This is a genomic window from Balneatrix alpica DSM 16621 (assembly GCF_000619885.1).
Classification (GTDB): domain Bacteria; phylum Pseudomonadota; class Gammaproteobacteria; order Pseudomonadales; family Balneatricaceae; genus Balneatrix; species Balneatrix alpica.
The window spans coordinates 65,563-84,699 of sequence record NZ_KK211040.1; the positions used below are offsets into that span (position 1 = coordinate 65,563).

Annotated in this window: 15 protein-coding genes; 7 read left to right on the plus strand and 8 right to left on the minus strand. The window is 55.4% G+C overall.

Annotated elements, in window-relative coordinates; genetic code table 11:
- Nucleotides 1-3: 3 nt before the first annotated feature.
- Both thrS and Q334_RS19125 read right to left on the minus strand, forming a co-directional pair.
- Complete coding sequence (gene thrS / locus Q334_RS0113080; RefSeq protein ID WP_027313600.1) at nucleotides 4-1,914, minus strand: threonine--tRNA ligase; 1,911 nt, start codon at nucleotides 1,912-1,914, stop codon at nucleotides 4-6.
- A gap of 175 nt (nucleotides 1,915-2,089) precedes the next feature.
- The gene (locus tag Q334_RS19125) at nucleotides 2,090-2,839 is read right to left on the minus strand and encodes a FadR/GntR family transcriptional regulator (protein ID WP_051527793.1); all 750 of its coding nucleotides are present in this window, start codon (nucleotides 2,837-2,839) and stop codon (nucleotides 2,090-2,092) included.
- A gap of 130 nt (nucleotides 2,840-2,969) precedes the next feature.
- Between Q334_RS19125 and Q334_RS0113090 the strand changes: the two genes are divergently transcribed.
- From Q334_RS0113090 to Q334_RS0113100, 3 genes are read left to right on the plus strand one after another with little or no spacing between them, the layout of a single operon-like run.
- A complete protein-coding gene (locus tag Q334_RS0113090; RefSeq protein WP_027313601.1) occupies nucleotides 2,970-3,746 on the plus strand; it encodes a (Fe-S)-binding protein in 777 nt (258 codons plus the stop codon).
- Nucleotides 3,747-3,750: 4 nt separating this feature from the next.
- Nucleotides 3,751-5,175 carry a LutB/LldF family L-lactate oxidation iron-sulfur protein gene (locus Q334_RS0113095; RefSeq protein WP_027313602.1) on the plus strand — a complete coding sequence of 475 codons (1,425 nt, stop codon included), beginning with the start codon at nucleotides 3,751-3,753 and terminating at the stop codon, nucleotides 5,173-5,175.
- Nucleotides 5,172-5,834 carry a LutC/YkgG family protein gene (locus Q334_RS0113100; protein WP_027313603.1) on the plus strand — a complete coding sequence of 221 codons (663 nt, stop codon included), beginning with the start codon at nucleotides 5,172-5,174 and terminating at the stop codon, nucleotides 5,832-5,834. Before Q334_RS0113095 ends, Q334_RS0113100 begins: the two co-directional genes overlap by 4 nt.
- Nucleotides 5,835-5,905: 71 nt before the next feature.
- Here the strand turns inward: Q334_RS0113100 and Q334_RS0113105 are convergent, their stop codons facing one another.
- The 3 genes from Q334_RS0113105 to Q334_RS0113115 form a co-directional block, all read right to left on the minus strand.
- A complete protein-coding gene (locus Q334_RS0113105) occupies nucleotides 5,906-6,235 on the minus strand; it encodes a DUF1904 domain-containing protein (protein WP_027313604.1) in 330 nt (109 codons plus the stop codon).
- A 140-nt stretch (nucleotides 6,236-6,375) separates the two neighbouring features.
- Entirely contained in the window at nucleotides 6,376-6,867 is a 492-nt protein-coding gene (gene rraA, locus Q334_RS0113110; protein WP_027313605.1) for a ribonuclease E activity regulator RraA, read from the minus strand.
- A gap of 160 nt (nucleotides 6,868-7,027) precedes the next feature.
- Nucleotides 7,028-8,911, minus strand: coding sequence for a methyl-accepting chemotaxis protein (locus Q334_RS0113115; protein ID WP_027313606.1), 1,884 nt, complete (start codon nucleotides 8,909-8,911; stop codon nucleotides 7,028-7,030).
- 184 nt (nucleotides 8,912-9,095) lie between these two features.
- On the opposite strand from Q334_RS0113115, the gene cobO reads away from it, so the two are divergent.
- The 3 genes from cobO to Q334_RS0113130 all read left to right on the plus strand — a co-directional run bounded on the left by cobO (nucleotide 9,096) and on the right by Q334_RS0113130 (nucleotide 11,769).
- On the plus strand, nucleotides 9,096-9,710 hold the full coding sequence (gene cobO / locus Q334_RS0113120; RefSeq protein ID WP_027313607.1) for a cob(I)yrinic acid a,c-diamide adenosyltransferase: 615 nt from the start codon (nucleotides 9,096-9,098) through the stop codon (nucleotides 9,708-9,710).
- A gap of 60 nt (nucleotides 9,711-9,770) precedes the next feature.
- The gene (locus Q334_RS0113125; protein WP_027313608.1) at nucleotides 9,771-10,652 is read left to right on the plus strand and encodes a thioredoxin family protein; all 882 of its coding nucleotides are present in this window, start codon (nucleotides 9,771-9,773) and stop codon (nucleotides 10,650-10,652) included.
- Nucleotides 10,653-10,812: 160 nt separating this feature from the next.
- On the plus strand, nucleotides 10,813-11,769 hold the full coding sequence (locus Q334_RS0113130) for a calcium/sodium antiporter (RefSeq protein ID WP_027313609.1): 957 nt from the start codon (nucleotides 10,813-10,815) through the stop codon (nucleotides 11,767-11,769).
- Nucleotides 11,770-11,835: 66 nt separating this feature from the next.
- Here Q334_RS0113130 and metH read toward each other — a convergent pair whose 3' ends face one another.
- The 3 genes from metH to Q334_RS20110 all read right to left on the minus strand — a co-directional run bounded on the left by metH (nucleotide 11,836) and on the right by Q334_RS20110 (nucleotide 17,552).
- Nucleotides 11,836-15,555, minus strand: a complete 3,720-nt coding sequence (gene metH, locus Q334_RS0113135; protein ID WP_027313610.1) for a methionine synthase — start codon at nucleotides 15,553-15,555, stop codon at nucleotides 11,836-11,838.
- A 117-nt stretch (nucleotides 15,556-15,672) separates the two neighbouring features.
- Nucleotides 15,673-16,791, minus strand: a complete 1,119-nt coding sequence (locus Q334_RS20105; RefSeq protein WP_051527794.1) for an HD domain-containing phosphohydrolase — start codon at nucleotides 16,789-16,791, stop codon at nucleotides 15,673-15,675.
- 11 nt (nucleotides 16,792-16,802) lie between these two features.
- Nucleotides 16,803-17,552, minus strand: a complete 750-nt coding sequence (locus tag Q334_RS20110; RefSeq protein ID WP_027313611.1) for an alpha/beta fold hydrolase — start codon at nucleotides 17,550-17,552, stop codon at nucleotides 16,803-16,805.
- A gap of 198 nt (nucleotides 17,553-17,750) precedes the next feature.
- On the opposite strand from Q334_RS20110, the gene Q334_RS0113150 reads away from it, so the two are divergent.
- Nucleotides 17,751-19,052, plus strand: a complete 1,302-nt coding sequence (locus tag Q334_RS0113150) for an inosine/guanosine kinase (protein ID WP_027313612.1) — start codon at nucleotides 17,751-17,753, stop codon at nucleotides 19,050-19,052.
- Nucleotides 19,053-19,137: the final 85 nt, after the last annotated feature.

Sequence of the window (19,137 nt, forward strand, 5' to 3'; positions counted from 1 at the left end):
GTTTTACCGGCCGCGTCTCGCGATATCCTGCTGCAAGTACTGAGCGAAGGCCTCCAGCGTCATGCTGCCCAAGTCTTCGCCTGTGCGAGTCCGCACGGTAACAGTGTTAGATTCAACTTCCTTATCGCCAACAACCAGCTGATAAGGAATCTTCTGTAAAGTGTGCTCGCGGATTTTAAAGCCGATCTTCTCGTTTCTCAAGTCCACCTTGCTACGGAAGCCTTGTTCCGCTAAGAATTTTTGTGCTTTCTGCACAAAATCAGCCTGCTTATCGGTGATATTGATCAATACCACTTGGGTGGGAGCCAACCAAGTTGGCATCGCGCCGGCATAGTTCTCAATCAAAATACCGATAAAGCGCTCAAATGAACCCAGAATGGCTCGATGCAGCATCACCGGGGTTTCCCGCTCACCCTGTTCATTGACAAACTGCGCACCTAGGCGACCAGGCATAGAGAAGTCGACCTGAATCGTACCGCATTGCCAGACACGCCCCAGACAGTCTTTCAATGAAAACTCAATTTTCGGCCCATAGAAGGCACCTTCACCGGGCAGCTCTTCCCAGGGCAACTGCTTAGCATCCAGTGCATCTGCCAGGGCTTTTTCCGCTTTATCCCAGCTGGCATCGCTGCCTACCCGCTGCTCTGGTCGAGTGGAGAGTTTGTAAATGATCTCGCTGAAGCCAAAGTCCGCATAAACTTCGTGCAGGAAGTCGATAAAGACCGCCACTTCAGACTGAATCTGCTCTTCACTGCAGAAAATATGCGCATCATCCTGCGTGAACCCACGCACGCGCATAATGCCATGCAGGGCTCCCGAGGGTTCATTACGGTGACAGGAGCCAAACTCCGCCAAACGCAGCGGCAACTCACGGTAGCTCTTCAGGCCCTGATTAAAAACCTGAATGTGGCAAGGGCAGTTCATCGGTTTGATGGCAAAATCCCGCTCTTCGGAGTGGGTGGTAAACATCTGCTCTTTAAACTTGTCCCAATGACCAGATTTTTCCCACAGTGTACGTTCCACCACCTGAGGAGTCTTGATCTCCTGATAGCCATGGCGACGCTGCTGGTTACGCATATACTGCTCAACCACTTGCCAGATGGTCCAGCCATTGGGATGCCAGAACACCATACCAGGGGCTTCTTCCTGGACATGGAACAGATCCAGTTGTTTCCCAAGCTTACGATGATCGCGCTTTTCCGCTTCTGCCAGACGATGCAGGTATTCGTTCAGCTGTTTCTTATCGGCCCAGGCAGTGCCATAGATCCGCTGCAGCATTTCATTCTTCACATCACCTCGCCAGTAAGCGCCGGCCACCTTCATCAGCTTAAATGCTTTCAGATGACCAGTACTGGGCACATGGGGGCCGCGGCAGAGGTCAATAAAGTCACCCTGACTGTAAAATGACAACGGCTCTTCACCGGGGATAGCTTCAATAATCTGAACCTTGTACTTCTCCCCTTTGTCTTCGAACAGTTTGATCGCTTCAGGGCGATTCAAAACCGAGCGTGATACCTGGAAATCCGCCTTGGCTAACTCCGCCATCTTGGCTTCAATTTTTTCCAGATCTTCCGGGGTAAAGGGGCGCTCAAAGGCAAAGTCATAATAGAAGCCGTTATCAATCACCGGCCCAATAGTGACTTGCGCTGTAGGAAAGAGTGCCTGTACCGCCATAGCCATCAAGTGTGCGCAGGAGTGACGAATCACCTCCAGCCCCTCTTCATCTCTTCCCGTGACAATCGACAGCTCGGCATCGGTCTCCATCACATAGGAGGTATCCACCAGGGTGCCATTGACCTTGCCCGCCAGGGCGGCTTTAGCCAAGCCTGCACCAATCGAGGCGGCGACTTCATGCACACTTACGGGGTTCGGGAACTGACGTTGACTACCATCAGGAAGGGTAATAACAGGCATGCTTTATCCTCTGCTCAGTGGTGGCCCCTACCACAGGCCACATAAGCCATGAATAGGCTATTCACGGTATAAAAAAACAATCGCACAAACCAAGTGCGACACGAGGGGCGCAGTATACCCGTATCCGCAAAAACGGCTCAAGGGAAGCGGCCAACAAATCCCTGAGCGAACCCCCTTAACGACCAGGCACGCCGTCCATTTCCTCTAGACGCTGACGGGTATACAGAATATGAGCTTGTGCCGCCTGACGGGCCTGCTCTGGCTGGCGCTGCACAATGGCTTGGTAGATACGCTCATGCTGACTTTCAATATAGGGAGGATAACTACCGGTGCGCTGCTGATTTTTACTCAGCACACCATAGATGGCATTAAAAAAACGGCTATATAACACCTGCGCCAGGGCTATCAGCAAAAAATGATGGCTGCACTGGGCAATCAGCATATGAAAATGCAAATCCGCTTTAGCCCGCTCCAGGGTGTTGGGCTCATCGCGACGCGCCTCCATCCGGGCAAACTCGGCCTGCAGGGCCTGCAACTCCTCATCCGTGGCACGCTGGGCACAGTAGAACGCCGCTTCCCCCTCCAGGACCCAGCGCATTTCCAAGACTGCCAATTGCAGCTCGGTGGAATTTTCCGCCACCCCTCTGCCTAAACTCGCCTGCTCAAAATAGTGCGCTAACGGGTTAAGCAAACGACTACCGCCCCCCTGGTAAGTCTCAATCAGGCCACGACTGGCAAGCAGCTGCATCGCTTCGCGCACCACCGAGCGGGAGAGTTGATGCTCCTGCGCCAGGATACGCTCTGAGGGCAACAGACTGCCTGGCAACAACTCACCCGCCAATAGCTGCGCCTCCAGCTCCTGGCAAAGACGCTGGGCTTTATTGTAAGGCCGGGGCGGAACCGCGACTTTAGTCTTGATCGACATGAATTGGTCAGGCCAGTTATACAGAGTCGGGTTTATTTTTTCACAGCAGCTACCTTAAATACAGCCATGCGACCGCACCATCACACTCCAATAACAGCACAGGGTCGCACCACTTTGATGAGGATACGCCATGCCCAGCGCAATAGATGCCGACTCTCGCCCCTGCGTGGGGCTTTTTGTCACCTGCCTAGTGGACATGTTTCGTCCCAGCATTGGCTTTGCCAGCATCAAGTTACTTGAGCAGGCAGGTTACCGAGTAGAAGTCCCGCCTACCCAAACCTGCTGCGGTCAACCTGCTTTTAACTCTGGTGATAGTGCCACTAGCCAGGAGCTGGCCAAGCAAACCATTGCCGCCTTTGAAGGCTATCGCTACGTCGTCGGCCCCAGCGGTTCCTGTATTGGTATGCTGCATCACTACCCTAGCCTGTTTGCCAGTACTGATCCCTGGCATGCACGTGCGCAGAGTCTGGCTCAGCGTGCTTTTGAAATCACTTCTTTTCTGGTGGATGTCTGCCAGTTCGATCAGATTGCCGCAAGCTATACCGGCACCCTCACCTACCACGATTCCTGCTCAGGCCTGCGTGAGCTCGGCATCAAACAGCAACCACGGCAATTATTAGCTGAGGTAGAAGGCTGCCAATTCAATGAAATGGCAGAAGCCGAAACCTGCTGTGGCTTTGGCGGCACTTTCTGCGTGAAGTATCCCGACATCTCCAATCGCATGGTAGAGAACAAGGCCAGCCATATTGCTGCCAGCGGCGCTGACACGCTAGTCGGTGGTGATCTCGGCTGCCTGCTTAACATGGCAGGAAAACTCAAGCGCCTCGGCAGTGCCGTGAAGACCTATCATGTTACTGAAGTGCTGGCGGGGATGACTCATCACGCCGCAATAGGCGAGAAGGAGTAACTCCATGCAAATTCACAGCCCCGAATTCAAGGACGCCAGCCGCATTGCCCTGCATAACGAACCCCTGCAAAAAGCCTTGGGCAACTTACGCCAGGGGTTTCCGCAAAAGCGAGCCGCTGCGGTGGCACGCTTGCCGGAGTTTGAGCAGCTACGCGACCAGGCGCGCGACCTAAAAAATCATGTGTTGGAACATCTGGATATTTATCTGGAAACCTTTGAGCGCAACTGCCAGGCCCAGGGTGGCCAGGTGCATTGGGCGCGGACGGCAGAGGATGCTCGCCAAGCTATTTTACAAATCTGCCAACGGGCCAATGCCAAAACCGTTACCAAGGGCAAATCCATGGTGTCGGAAGAGATCAATCTGAATGAGTTTTTGCAGCAGCATCAGATTCACCCGGTAGAAACCGATTTAGGCGAGTACATTCTGCAACTGCGAGAGGATCACCCCAGCCATATTATCGCCCCAGCTATTCACCTCAATTTGGAAGATGTCAGTGATGCCTTCCACGCTCACCATGGCCCCTATGGCTATCACCTGCGCGAAGAAGATCCAGCCAAACTGATGGCGGAAGCCCGCGCCGTATTACGCCATCACTTTGTCGCCGCCGATGTCGGCATTACCGGCGCCAACTTTATCGTCGCCGAAACCGGCTCCACCATCATTGTCACTAACGAGGGCAATGGCGACCTGACCCAGACCCTGCCACGGGTGCATATCGTCATCACCAGCATCGAAAAAGTGGTCCCCACCCTGGAAGACCTCAGTCTGATGCTGCGCCTGCTGGCCCGCTCCGCCACCGGGCAGGAGTTTACCGTCTATAACACCCTCTCCAGCGGGCCCCGTCGTGCCGAGGATCAGGATGGGCCCGAGGAGTTTCACGTCATCCTGCTTGATAACGGTCGCTCCGACATGCTCGGTGGCGAGTTGCAGGATATGCTGCGCTGCATTCGTTGTTCCGCTTGCATGAATCATTGCCCGGTATATGGCGCAGTCGGTGGACACAGCTATGGCTGGGTCTACCCTGGCCCCATGGGCTCAGTGCTGACACCACAGCTGATCGGTATCGAACAGGCGCAACACCTGCCTAATGCCTCGACCTTCTGTGGCAAGTGTGAATCCGTTTGCCCAGTTCGCATTCCGCTACCCAAGCTGATGCGCCACTGGCGGGAACAGGAATTTGAGCGCCACCTCAGCCCCGCCGCAGTACGTTACGGTTTAGCTGGCTGGGCTAGCCTGGCCAAACGCCCTGCGCTATACCGCTGGTTAGCCCGACTGAGTAATTGGGGCATGCGCCTACTCGCTGGCGGCAAGGGACGCCTACGTAAGGTGCCCCTGGCAGGCGGCTGGACCGACTGGCGTGATCTGCCTGCCCCGCAACAGGGTACCTTTATGGATCAGTGGCGTCGTCAACAGGAGAAACAGTCATGAGTCAGGCTCGCCAACAGATTTTCAGCAAACTGCGCCAAGGGGTGAAACGTAATCCGGAGCAACAGGCTGCCGCCGAGGCTCGGGTACAACAGCGCCTGCAAAGCCACCCACGCTCGCTGATTCCAGCACGCGGCCAGGGTGATGCAACGCAGCGGCGCCACGTTTTCATCCAGATGGCGACTGAGGCCGCTGCCGAGATTCATCCCATCAGCCAGCTAGCAGAGATTCCGGCCCTGCTGGCAGCTGCTGGCATCAACCAGCTAGTAATCAGCAAGGAATCTTGGATTAGCGCCCTACCCTGGCAAGAGCAGGGCATTACCCTGCAGCAACGGGTAGCCGCCGTGGGGGATAGCGCCAGCCTCACCGGCAGTTTCGCCGCGATCGCCGAAACCGGCACTCTGATGCTGCACTCCAGCCCCGACAGCCCTACTACGCTCAATTTTTTACCGGACTGGCACTGGGTGTTGCTGCGCAGCAGCCGCATTCAAAGCTGTTACGAGGATGCCTGGCAGTTACTGCGCACCGAGCTGGGCAGCCTGCCACGTACCGTTAATATGATTACCGGCCCCTCCCGCAGTGCCGATATTGAACAGCGTCTACAGATGGGCGCCCATGGCCCGCGTAAGCTCAGCATCCTGTTGTGGGATGATCACAACTGAGCCGCCACAAACAGCGCCATAAAAAAAGGGCGAGGGATCATTCATCCGTCGCCCTTTTTGCTTAGCGGTGCTTAGCCAAAGTGCTCGCCATTCTCGTAGTAAGCCGGCTTTTGTAGCGCAATAAAGAATACGTCCACATTCGGGTAGCCCATGCCCTGCACCCACTTGGTTAACACCTTCGCGGTGATGTCCTGCACCTGCTGGCCACGGTCAAACCACAGCACTTCCACAAAGGGATACCCGGCACTCACCTGACCATCCTGAATAAAGGTGCCCTGCACCACCTCCATCGTGAAGTAGTCACGGGGGCACTGTACTTCCGCGGTCAGTTGATCCACCAGCTCGGTACTGCCCGCCAGCGCTTTATCTAATTCAATTCCATGTAGACGAAGTTGTGGCATCTTCAAACTCCTCATAAATGTCGGCGGCAGCCTACCCAGTAACGCCGCCAAGTACAAGCCGGGCATCCTATCCCGTTTTAAGCACCCATAAAAAAGCGGATAAAGGCAGCCCTTATCCGCTTTGCCAACCCCCTTGCCAATTACTGGGGCAGTTGTAATGGCTGTGCCGACACCAATACGCCGTTCAGATCAGCATAGAGATACTCACCTGGGCGAAAATCCACCCCGGCAAAGCGCAGAGGCACATTAAGGTCACCGATACCCCGCTTGTCGGTTTTCAGCGGATGGGTATCCAGTGCCTGAACCCCCAAGTCGAGCTGCCCAATCGCCACCACATCACGGATGCAACCGTAAATCAGCAGTCCTTCCCAACCATTGGCCACCGCCTGTTCCGCCAGCATATCCCCCAATAAAGCCCGGCGTAATGAGCCACCACCATCGACCACCAACACCTTGCCCTTGCCAGGCAGTGCCACCTGCTCTTTCACCAGGGAGTTATCTTCAAAGCACTTCACCGTAACGATCTCGCCACAGAAATTATCGCGGCCGCCAAAACTGGTGAACATCGGCTCCAGTACCCGCACCTGGTCGGGATACTGGTCACAGAGATCCGGTAACCAATCAATCGTCATCTGCATTCTCCATCGGGCTGTTTCAGCGGAGCTTAACGCCATCTTGTGCAAAGCACAAAGTACACTTTAGCCGCCCCCTGGTCTGGTGATGACAGCCTAAACACGCCCAAAAACAACGCCCCGACTAGCGGGGCGTTATCTAAACAGAACGCAGAGAGATTTAGAGCTTGAAGTTGGATACTTCTTTCTGCAGTGCCTCCGCTACCTGTGACAGCTTTTGCGCCCCGGCATGCCCGGCCTGGGCAACATCGGCCAACTGATCCGCCACCTCTTTGATCGCCGTGGTGTTGCGACTGATATCATCACTTACCGCTTTCTGTTCCTCTGCCGCACTGGCAATTTGTACGGCACGATCACTGATTTGGCGGATAGAGTCGGTGATCTCCTGCAGGCTGGAGTTCACCAGCTCCGCATCCTGCACATTACCGCTGGCCAACTGACCACTGCGCTCCATATGCTGCACCGCTCGACGGGTGGTGGACTGCAGCTGCTCAATCATGTGCTGGATTTCTTCAGTGGAGCTATGAGTACGCTGGGACAACACCCGCACCTCATCTGCCACCACGGCAAAACCACGACCCTGCTCGCCAGCCCGGGCCGCCTCAATCGCCGCGTTCAACGCCAACAGGTTAGTCTGCTCTGCAATGCCCTGGATGGTCGCCAGGATGCTGCTGATATCCTGCGCATGACGATCCAATTCGTTGATGATGGTGGTCGAGCTATCAATCTCTTTAGCCAGAGAAACGATGGAGTCGCGGTTACGCTGCACCACACTCATCCCCTGTTCCCCCGCCTGGGCAGACAGACGGGCGGCATGGGCGGTTTCTTCTGCATGCTGGGCTACCTCATTGGCTGCCATCGCCATCTCATGCATGGCCGTGGCCACCTGGGTAATTTCCCCTTGCTGCTCCTGCACTTCACGGGTCATGCGATCAGCATTGGCATTACCACTACGGGCCTCACTACGCAGTTCGCCAATCGACTGGGAAATACGCTGCATGATCGGCTGAATGTGATCCATAAAGGTATTGAAGTTCTGGGCGATACGCCCCAGCTCATCACGGCTCCCCACACTCAAGCGCTTGGTCAGGTCACCCTCACCCTTAGCGATATCATGCAGAGCTTCCGCCACCGCATTCAGCGGGCGCAATAACGAGCCTAGGCCTGCACTGGCTAACAAAATAAACACCACAAAGACCACCACACTGATCAACAGGGCAGACTGCAGCAAGCGCGCCAGCGGCGCAAACACCTCTTCCGGATCGACAAACACCACCAGGTACCAATCACTGTTTGGCACCTGAGTGACCTTGGCCAATTTATGCTCACCCGCCAAACTCACTGACTGCAGACGTTCCGCTTTGCTCAGGGTAGGCAATTGGCCAGCACTCAGGCCCTGCAACAGGCTATCAACCGGCTTCAGAATAAAGTCCTTATTCTTATAAGCCATCACTGCGCCCTGGGCGTTGACCAAAGCCGCCGCCCCTTGCTCACCCAAGGAGATAGACAACACTGTCTCAGCCACCACCCGGGTAAAGACATCACCGGCATAGACCGCATCGCGATTGGAGTGCGGGTCTTTGGCCGGCTGCACAATGGTAATCACCAAATCACCACTGGTGGCATCCACATAGGGATCCGTCACCGCCAACTGGCCCTTATCCATCGCCAGCTTATACCAGGGACGCTGACGCGGATCATAACCTGCAGGCGGGGCATTGTTCGGATCCGAGAAGGTCACGCTACCATCCGAGAAGGCCAGATAGGTGATATCAAAACCACCACTGATTTGCCCCTGCTGAATTACCGGCAAAATGTTGCTCGGTTCAGGCGCTGCTTTCGCCATCCCGGCGACAATATGCTTTTTGCTCTGCAACCATTCGCCAATACGTTGACTGGCCTGCAGGCTGGTTTGTGCCACCTGGTGGGTCACACTGGTTTCCATCTCCCCTTTGAACTGCCAATAGGCAGAACCGGTCAGTAGCCCCGTCACCACAAAGATGACTAAGGCAACAAAGATCAGTAGTTTTTTCTTGAGTGTCATGGATACATCTCGACGTTATTATGTTTGATCCCGATCACTGCGCGGGGCAGCTTGGCTCTCATCAGCATAGATTGGCCATTTACATAAATCGGCACTAAGCAATGCCATTTTAGTCTAACAAAGCCGCAAAGCGTAACGAGACTGTCATAAGCCCAAGGCCGCCGCCTGCTAACTGGAGTTGTATATGGAAAATTCAGGCTCAGACAAGAATGAACGCCATCAAAAACGCATGGCACGGATGAAAGCCCACGTTGACCAGCAAGTTGCCAAAGCACAGGAGCAGCGCGGCATCCTGGTACTGCTGACCGGCAATGGTAAGGGCAAAAGCAGCTCGGCGTTTGGCATGGTCGGACGCGCCCTGGGCCATGGCCAGAAGGTAGGGGTATTACAGTTTATCAAGAGCGAAGATTGGCAATGCGGCGAGCGTCAGTTCTTTGCCCAGCACCCGGATGTCGAGTTTCACATTATGGGCACCGGCTTCACCTGGGAAACCCAGAACCGCGAGCTGGATATCGCCGCCGCTGAGCGCCTATGGCAACAGGGGGAACGCATGCTGCAGGACCCCCACTACGATCTGGTGGTGATGGACGAGCTAACCTACATGTTCAAGTTTGGCTATTTACCCTTTGAACGAGTCGCCACCGCACTGCGCCAACGCCCAAGCCAACAGAATGTGGTGATTACCGGCCGCGCAGCCCAGCCTGGGCTCATCGAACTGGCTGATACCGTCAGTGAGATCGCCGATATCAAGCATGCTTTTCGGGCCGGTATTCAGGCGCAAGCAGGAATCGAATTCTAACCCTCATTGAAAGCAGGCAATACAGCCCCATTTAATGGCGAGTCTCAGTAAGGATTTACCATGAACGACCAAGCCAAGCCTTACATTGTTGAAGTCAGCCTCGACAATATTCGTGATCTGATTGAGCAGTCTTTCCAGGTCCCAGTACTCTTCGACTTTTGGGCCGACTGGTGTGCCCCCTGCAAAGCCCTGCTACCGGTACTGACCAAGCTGGCCGAGGAATACCAAGGCCGCTTTATTCTGGCCAAGGTCGATACCGAAGATCAGGGCTTGAGCCCCCTGGTGATGCAGTTTGGCATCCGCAGCCTGCCAACCGTCTACTTATTTAAGGACGGCCAGCCCGTTGACGGCTTCAACGGTGCGCTGCCCGAATCCCAGGTACGGGCCCTGTTAGAGAAGCACCTGCCCCCCGCCCCCGAGCCGGAAGTGAGCATAGCGGAAGTCGCCCAGAGCGCTATCGCCAACGGCGCCTTTGAGGATGCCAAAACCATTCTGAATGAGGCCTTGCAACAGGAGCCGGAAAACTGGGAGCTGTTTATCCTGCTCGCTAACGCCTGTGCCCAAAATGGTGAAGCGGAAACCGCTGAACAAATTCTGCAACGCCTGCCCGTCGATCAGCAAAATCTAGCCAGCGCTAAAGAGGTCAAAGCCCGCCTGGCCTTTAGTCGCCTGGTGGGGGATGCGCCCGAACTGGCCGTCCTGGAACAGCAACTGGCCCAGGATGACAGCAACAGCCAGGCCCGTTTCTGGCTGGCCACCCGCCTGGTACTGGCCGGCCAGTACGAAGGCGCCATGCAGCAACTGCTTACCCTGATGAAACAGGATCGCCAATTTCAGGATGATGGTGCGCGCAAAACCCTGATCCAGCTATTCGATATGCTGGGCAATAGCCATCCCCTGGTTGCCACCTACCGCCGCAAGCTCTATCAAGCACTGTACTAAGCTCGCCTGCTGATACAAATGGCAAGGGATTTTCCCTTGCCATTCCCCCCTCCTCTCTTACAATGCCCTGCCATATTGGCAAGGGTCTAACTGCCCAATTTGCCCCTTCACCGGCCCCCCTCATGGGCCTAGCCATCCGTTCAGCCAAAGAAGAGTAGCTATGCTGTTACATTTAGGCGTCTTGATTACCGGACTGATCGTCCTGGTCTGGAGTGCAGATAAATTCATTCTTGGCGCCTCCGCCAGTGCGCGTCAGCTCGGCGTATCCACCCTGGTTATCGGTATGTTTGTGGTGGGGTTTGGCACCTCCGCCCCGGAGTTAATGGTTTCCACCATGGCCGCACTGGATGGCAACTCCTTACTGGCGGTGGGGAATGCTCTGGGCTCTAACATTACCAATATCAGTTTAATTTTGGGCGTCACCGCCATTTTGATGCCTATTTCTGTGGCCTCCGGCATTATCCGCCGAGAGTTGCCGATGCTGCTGGCCATTACCTTTGCGGCAGCCTTGTTACTGCTGGATGGTCATCTGGGAGTAATGGATGGCGTGATCCTGTTAGCCAGTCTGGTGGGGGTAATCTGGTTTACCTATAAGCAGTCCCAACAAGGTGGTGGCGACCTGCTCGAAACCGAATTTGAAGAGCAGCTGAATGACCAGTCCATGACCCTTGGCAAGGCGCTGATGTGGACGCTGATTGGCCTGTTACTGCTGTTGGCCAGTTCCCGTGCCCTGGTATGGGCGGCGGTCGAGTTGGCGCAGAGCTTTGGCATCAGCGAGCTGGTGATTGGCTTGACGATTGTGGCCATCGGCACCAGCCTGCCTGAACTGGCCGCCAGCATTGTCGCCGCCCGTAAAGGTGAAGCGGATATCGCCATTGGTAACGTAATTGGCTCCAACCTGTTCAACCTGCTGGGGGTGATGGGAATTCCCGGCATTCTGGCTCCTGTTGCACTGGGACCAGAGGTGCTGGAACGTGATTACCTGGTGATGCTGGGCTTAAGTGTGCTGCTGTTTATCTTTGCCTTTGGCTGGAAGCGTCAGGGTCGTATCAACCGTCTGGAGGGTGGGCTATTACTCACCTGCTTTGCGGGCTATCAGTGGCTGCTGTTTAGCTAATCACATTTAGCTCATCTCAATGCCATTAAAAAACCCCGCTCGGCGGGGTTTTTTAATCTCTCTCATTTAATCTTCAGGCTCATAGCCCAGGTTGGGTGACAGCCAACGCTCTACTTCTGCCTTACTCATGCCTTTACGCTTGGCGTAATCCTCCACCTGATCCTCACTGATTTTACCCACGCCAAAGTAGCTGCACTGCGGATGGCTAAAATACCAGCCGGATACCGCCGCAGTCGGCACCATCGCCATCGACTCAGTCAGATAGATACCAGTTTTAGCCTGCGCATCGAGCAATTGCCACAGTAAGGTTTTCTCGGTGTGATCCGGGCAGGCCGGATACCCCGGTGCCGGGCGAATGCCCTGGTAGGCTTCGCTGATCAAGGCTTCATTATCCAGCGACTCTGCAGCGGCGTAGCCCCAATCCTGTTTACGCACCCGTTCATGCAGATATTCGGCAAAGGCTTCGGCTAAACGATCTGCCAGCGCCTTGACCATGATGGAGCGATAGTCGTCATGGTCCGCCTCAAACTTGGCCACCCAGGCATCAATCCCTTCTCCGGCGGTTACCGCAAAGCCACCAATATAGTCGAGGGGCCCTTGCTCGGGAGCGACGAAGTCAGACAGGCAGTGGTTATACTTGCCCGCTATTTTCTCGGTCTGCTGACGCAGATGATGCACCACCATCAGCTCCTCACTGCGGTTTTCATCACGCCAGATCACCACGTCATCACCGCGCCGGTTGGCGGGGAACAGGCCAAATACTGCCCGGGCACGCAGCCACTTCTCACTGATAATTTGCTCCAGCATGGCTTGTGCATCGGCATAGAGACGGCGCGCCTCTTCCCCGACGATCTCGTCATCCAGAATACGTGGGAAACGCCCCGCCAGCTCCCAGGAGGCAAAAAACGGCGTCCAGTCGATGTAGTCTTTCAGCACAGCCAAATCCATGTCCTCAATCACCTGCACCCCTAACTGGCGTGGGCGAGGCGGCTGGTATTGGCTCCAGTCAAACGGTTGGGCATTGTCACGTGCCTTTTCCAACGTTACCCGGCGGGCATCGCCGCGCTTGGCACGGTGGCGCTCACGCAAGTCCTCATACTCCTGCTTGATTTCCTTAACAAAGCCGTCGCGTTGGCTCTGGCTCAGCAGCTGACTGGCCACTCCCACACTGCGGGAAGCGTTAGCCACATAGACCACCTGATTGTTCTGGTAGTTGGGCTCGATTTTCACCGCGGTATGGATCTTCGAGGTGGTGGCGCCACCGATCAGCAAAGGAATGCTAAAGCCCTGACGCTGCATCTCTTTGGCAACATGCACCATCTCGTCCAGGGAGGGGGTGATCAGCCCAGACAGGCCGATGATATCGACCTTTTGCTCCCGCGCGGTACGCAGAATGGTCTCCGCCGGCACCATCACACCCAGGTCGATAATTTCGTAGTTATTACACTGCAGCACCACTCCGACAATGTTTTTGCCGATGTCGTGCACATCCCCTTTAACCGTCGCCATCAGAATCTTGCCATTGGAAGAGCTGCCGGTGCTGGTCTGATTGAGACGCTTCTCCTCCTCAATAAAGGGCATCAGATAGGCTACCGCCTTCTTCATCACCCGGGCGGATTTCACCACCTGGGGCAAGAACATCTTACCGGCGCCAAAGAGATCCCCCACAATGCCCATACCATCCATCAGCGGGCCTTCAATCACCTCCAGCGGACGGGCATAGAGCTGGCGGCACTCCTCAACGTCCTCGTCGATAAAGTCAGCGATACCTTTCACTAAGGCATGGGACAGTCGCTGACGCACATCCAGGCTGCGCCATTGCAAATCCTGTTTTGACTCTGCCGCCTCACCACTGCTGTTGTATTTGGGGGCGATCTCCAGCAGGCGTTCAGTGGCATCCGGATGGCGATTAAGCACCGCATCCTCCACCGCATCCCGTAACTCGGTGGGAATATCCTCATAAATGGCCAACTGACCGGCATTAACAATGCCCATGGTCATACCATTGCGAATGGCGTAATAGAGGAAGACAGAGTGGATAGCTTCTCGCACCGGGTTATTACCACGGAAGGAGAAGGACACGTTGGACACCCCACCGGAAATTTTGGCGTAGGGCAGGGTTTCCTTAATGGTTTTGGTGGCATTAATAAAATCCACCGCGTAGTTATTGTGCTCTTCAATGCCGGTGGCAATGGCAAAGATATTGGGGTCGAAAATAATGTCTTCCGGAGGGAAGCCCAGCTCGGTCAGGATGCGGTAGGAACGGCTGCAAATCTCCACCTTGCGGGCTTCGGTATCCGCCTGCCCCACTTCATCGAAGGCCATGACGATCACCGCTGCGCCATAGAGACGCACCAGGCGGGCCTGCTCGATAAACTTCTCCTCCCCCTCTTTGAGGGAGATGGAGTTCACCACCCCTTTGCCCTGGATACACTTCAAACCCGCCTCGATCACCTCCCACTTGGAGGAGTCGAGCATGATCGGCACCCGGGCAATATCCGGCTCACCGGCGATCAAATTGAGGAAGCGCACCATCGCCGCCTCGGCATCCAACATGCCTTCATCCATGTTGATATCGATGATCTGGGCGCCGTTTTCCACCTGCTGACGGGCCACCACCAGTGCCTCGTCATACAACCCTTCTTTAATCAGGCGCTTGAACATCGCCGAACCGGTGACGTTGGTACGCTCACCGACGTTAACAAACAGGGAGTCCTCGCCGATGGTGCAGGGCTCTAACCCCGCCAGGCGACAGGCTACCTGCAACTCCGGCAATGGCCGCGGAGCCTTGTCTTGTACATAGTCGGCAAAGGCACGGATATGTTCCGGCGTGGTGCCGCAACAGCCACCGAGAATATTGACGAAGCCGGCATCCACCCACTGGCCGACTTCCGCCAGCATTTCCTCTGGAGTTTCATCGTACTCGCCAAACTCGTTCGGCAGACCCGCATTAGGGTGGGCAGAGACATAGGTAGCGCTAACCCGGGACAATTCCTCCACGTATTGACGCAAATCCTTGGGGCCCAGGGCACAGTTCAAACCGATTGAGATGGGCTCAGCATGCATCACCGAGTTGTAGAACGCTTCCGTCGTCTGCCCCGACAGGGTACGGCCCGAAGCATCGGTGATGGTGCCTGAAATCATAATCGGCAGCTCAATGCCTTCGTGCTGAAAATACTGACGAATGGCAAAAATAGCCGCCTTGGCATTGAGGGTATCAAACACGGTTTCAATCAGGAGGATATCGGCGCCCCCTTTAACCAGGGCATCGGTGGACTCGGTGTAAGCTGCCACCAGCTGATCAAAGGTCACATTGCGATAGCCCGGATCATTCACATCCGGCGAGATAGAAGCAGTGCGGTTGGTTGGTCCTAATACCCCCGCCACAAAACGTGGTCGCTCAGGGTTGGCGGCACTGTACTCATCCGCTAACACCCGACATAACCTGGCCGCCTCCAGGTTGATCTCATATGACAACTCCTCCATGTCGTAGTCGGCCATGGCAATGCGGGTGGCATTGAAAGTATTGGTCTCAAGGATATCGGCTCCAGCATCGAGATAGGCCCGATGAATGGCGCTGATCACATCCGGCTTAGTCAGTACCAGCAGGTCATTATTACCCTTGATATCCTTATGCCAGTTGGCAAAACGTTCACCACGAAAATCTTCTTCCTCCAGCTTGTACTGCTGGATCATGGTGCCCATGCCGCCGTCTAAAACCAAAATACGCTTGGATAACTGCTCGCGCAGACGCTGTAACGGGGAATTCAAACAAGCCTTACTCATGGGACGCAAACCAATACCTACAAGCAAAAAACAGGAAGGGGCACTATACCGCGATAGCGCCCCCCTTACCTATGAAAGAAGATCAATCAGGCTATGAATGTAACTATGGATGGGGCCTTAGCCCTCTCGGCGAATCACCTTATTACGCAGCATATTGTTAAAGGCATCGACCACATAATCGGCAAACTGCAGGCCTTTATTGCGATTAATATCCGCCACCGCGGTCAACAGCGACTTTTTAAAGGTGCGATCAGAACGCTCAGTGGTCATCGCCAGATAGGCATCACAAATAGCCAGAATCTGCGCACCGATATGAATGTCCTCCCCTGCCAAATGCATCGGGTAGCCTTTGCCGTCCCAACGCTCATGGTGCTGACGCACCATCACGGCCGCCTCCTGCCAGTGGCCAAAACGCTCTAAAAGCTGCGCACCAAAGTCAACATGGTCTGCCATTTGACGCTGCTCATCACGACTCAAAGGCGCCTGCTTATTGAAGATGGCATGAGGAATCAATGCCATCCCCAGGTCGTGTAACAGCACAGCAGCTTCTAACTGATCCGGTTCCACTGGCAAGTCCAACTCCTCATTGAGCCAGTACGCCAGTTTTAAGTTCTCACTGGAGCGATCATTACGAAACAGTGAAAGGTTATCCAGTCGCTCCGCCCAGTCATGGAACAACGCCAGGTCAGCCTGCTTATCCCCCACCTCAACTGCCTGTAGCGTCTGTGGAGGCTGAGCAATCTCAGGCTCTGGCTCAGCTTCAGCTGGGTAGCTAACCTCCGCCTCCAGCCCCAACCAGCCAGCAATCAGCTCATCATGCTGTGCATATTCGGCCTTCTGAATAAGTTGAACCGCATCGAGCAACTCAAAATAATGCTGCGGATCAGCATCACCGGTTAATAGCTCATCCCGCACCTGTCCCAGGCGCTCAATCCCCTCCAGGATCAAATTGCCATACAACGAGCGCCAGGGTGCCCGCTCTTTGCGCACCGCATCCACCACCTCTTCAAGGATATGCACCACATCCACCAGTGGTTCCATAAATACCATGGCACAGTTGCCTTTCAGGGAGTGCAAGGCCCGAAAAAGCTCATCCACTCCTGCCGCACTGTAGGCCTTCTCCATGCGATTAATGCAGCCCTCAATGTCCTCAACCGCTTCGTTGTAGCAATCAACAAAATCCTGGCGCATCTCCTCATCGAGGGCCAGAAACGCATCCGAGTTTACCGATGCCATCGGCATGCTCCTTAGCTTGCTTGTAGCTGTAACTGCAACCAGCGCTCCAACTCCGGCAGCACCCGCTGCGGCTGTAATAATGGCCCCATGTGCCCTGCTTCTACCTGTTGCTGACTCAGCTGGCTACAACAGTTTCCTAATGCTTCTTCTACCCGATGCAAGACTGTCGGCGAATAACGGCCGCTCACCAGTTGCACCGGCATGCGTAACTGTAACGCTGACCGTGGCTGCCATAGCTCCCGCGCCTGAGCCATCACCTGCGGCATCTGACTGCTCAACAGTCGTCTGGCGGGCTCGGGTAGGTAGGCAAAGCTTGGCCCACCCTGCCAGTAGTCAACAAACCAAGCCGCAGCGGCGGGCCAATCCTGCGCTTCAGCCAGCTCCTGCAGGCGTTGGCCAAAACTCTGTAGCTGCTGATACTCTTCAGAGCCTGGTTGCAGTAAATAAAATGCCACCGGCTCATACAACCACAATGACGCCACCTGCTCTGGATAACGGCAGGCCCAGTGTAATGCCACTACCGCACCAAAAGAGTGTCCGACTAGGTGTACCCGCTCGGCTGGCACCTGTTGGCGCAACCTCTCCAACTCCCAATCCAGGCTGTATCCCTGTAACTTCGCCGGCTCCGCCCCATGCCCCGCTAAATCCAATGCCAGGGTTTGCCAGGGCAGGTCCTCCTTTAACACTAAAGCCTGCCATTGACTCTTGCTGCTTAAGGCCGCGTGCAAACACACCACTAATTCAGAGGGCTGCTTATCCATGTGTATCTCTTTTATTAAGGGGAAGATGTCAGCTTTCAATGCAGCAGCGACGATATCACTTGACCCTAGTTCGGCTAAACCCCAGGTAAGCTACAGTCACGAGAAAAGACTGTTCCCGCTTTTTTGACCAAAAGGGCGAAAAGCTGGCACTCCCCCTCGGCATTCGCTAGCATAGCGGTTTTTGGAAGCGAGACTCCCATGCGTTTCCCTGGTCAACGCAAATCCAAGCATTACTTCCCTGTTACCCAAGCCACCCCCACCTTTGATAGCGCACATCTGGGCCCAAGCGAGACCCACATCTGCGGCATTGATGAACTGGTGGTGGATATTGAAGCTCATGTCGATGACAGCCTGCTGGAACGCTTTGCCCTGGGCAAAGGGCTATCCCAGTGGTTACCGCAGGAGCGGGCCGATGAGCTCTACGCCTACCTGCAAACGCAGCAACTGATCCGCTATGAGTATGCCGGTGGGACAGGGGGTAACACCCTGCACAACTACGCCATGCTGGCAGATGATCACGCGGTATTGCTGGGGGTCATGTCTGAAACCATCACCCTCAATAGTTACGCCTACCGCTATCTTTGTGACACCTCCAGCCGGGTAGACTTAAGCCATCTACAACCGGTACCGGGTGCGATTGGCCGCTGCATTACCCTGATCACTCCGGATAACGAGCGCACCTTTGTCATCTCCCCAGGTTGCATGAGCGACCTGCGCCCGGAATCCATTCCAGAGGACATCGTTGCCACCAGCTCAGCGCTGCTGATTTCAGCCTATTTGATCTGCAGTAACCCCGATGCCCCCATTGCTGCCGCCACCTACCGGGCGGTAGAAATTGCCAATCGCCACCAGGTGCCGGTGGTCTTTACCCTAGGCACTGGATTACTGGTGACCAAGTACCGCGACATGCTGCGAGCCTTTATTCGTGATCATGTGCAGGTACTGGCGATGAATGAACAGGAAGCAGAAGCCCTCACCGGCGAATCAGACCCGATCATTGCCACCCAGGCCGCCTTAGAGTTGGCAGATTTGGTACTCACTACCGCCGGTGCCGAAGGGCTCTATCTGGGTGGCTATTGCGACAAAGGCAGCCTGCGCCCGACCCGCCAAACGCTGGTGCGCCATCCCCAACTGGATGCCTACAATCGCTATGAATACAGCCGCCCCATGCGCCGCCAACAATGTCAGCAGCCGGTGGCAATCTTTACCCACCTGGCACCCTACATGGGTGGCCCACGCAAGATCGTGAATACCAATGGGGCGGGAGATGCTGCCTTAGCAGCCATTCTGCATGATCTGGCCGCCCAGCATTATCATGCCGGACGCTGTCCGGACTCCCCCAAACACAATCGCCCCTATTTGGCTTATTCCTCCCTGTCGCAACTGGGCCGCTATGCCAATCGCGTCAGCTATGAAGTGTTGAGCCAACACCGTACCCGCCTGACCCGTGGTTTACCGGAGCGCGAAGACAGCCTGGAAAAAGCCTACTGGGCCAGTTAAACCTGACCTCCCCTGCAGCCACCAGACTCATGGTTGCAGGGGAGTACCGCCAAACAACAGTGCCAAGCCAAATAGTCGGCGCCCC

Bases quoted from the DNA above. Each gene is read 5' to 3' on its own strand.
- thrS (WP_027313600.1), bottom strand. From the start codon at position 1,914: ATGCCTGTTATTACCCTTCCTGATGGTAGTCAACGTCAGTTCCCGAAC.
- Q334_RS19125 (WP_051527793.1), bottom strand. From the start codon at position 2,839: ATGTCGATCAAGACTAAAGTCGCGGTTCCGCCCCGGCCTTACAATAAA.
- Q334_RS0113090 (WP_027313601.1), top strand. From the start codon at position 2,970: ATGCCCAGCGCAATAGATGCCGACTCTCGCCCCTGCGTGGGGCTTTTT.
- Q334_RS0113095 (WP_027313602.1), top strand. From the start codon at position 3,751: ATGCAAATTCACAGCCCCGAATTCAAGGACGCCAGCCGCATTGCCCTG.
- Q334_RS0113100 (WP_027313603.1), top strand. From the start codon at position 5,172: ATGAGTCAGGCTCGCCAACAGATTTTCAGCAAACTGCGCCAAGGGGTG.
- Q334_RS0113105 (WP_027313604.1), bottom strand. From the start codon at position 6,235: ATGCCACAACTTCGTCTACATGGAATTGAATTAGATAAAGCGCTGGCG.
- rraA (WP_027313605.1), bottom strand. From the start codon at position 6,867: ATGACGATTGATTGGTTACCGGATCTCTGTGACCAGTATCCCGACCAG.
- Q334_RS0113115 (WP_027313606.1), bottom strand. From the start codon at position 8,911: ATGACACTCAAGAAAAAACTACTGATCTTTGTTGCCTTAGTCATCTTT.
- cobO (WP_027313607.1), top strand. From the start codon at position 9,096: ATGGAAAATTCAGGCTCAGACAAGAATGAACGCCATCAAAAACGCATG.
- Q334_RS0113125 (WP_027313608.1), top strand. From the start codon at position 9,771: ATGAACGACCAAGCCAAGCCTTACATTGTTGAAGTCAGCCTCGACAAT.
- Q334_RS0113130 (WP_027313609.1), top strand. From the start codon at position 10,813: ATGCTGTTACATTTAGGCGTCTTGATTACCGGACTGATCGTCCTGGTC.
- metH (WP_027313610.1), bottom strand. From the start codon at position 15,555: ATGAGTAAGGCTTGTTTGAATTCCCCGTTACAGCGTCTGCGCGAGCAG.
- Q334_RS20105 (WP_051527794.1), bottom strand. From the start codon at position 16,791: ATGGCATCGGTAAACTCGGATGCGTTTCTGGCCCTCGATGAGGAGATG.
- Q334_RS20110 (WP_027313611.1), bottom strand. From the start codon at position 17,552: ATGGATAAGCAGCCCTCTGAATTAGTGGTGTGTTTGCACGCGGCCTTA.
- Q334_RS0113150 (WP_027313612.1), top strand. From the start codon at position 17,751: ATGCGTTTCCCTGGTCAACGCAAATCCAAGCATTACTTCCCTGTTACC.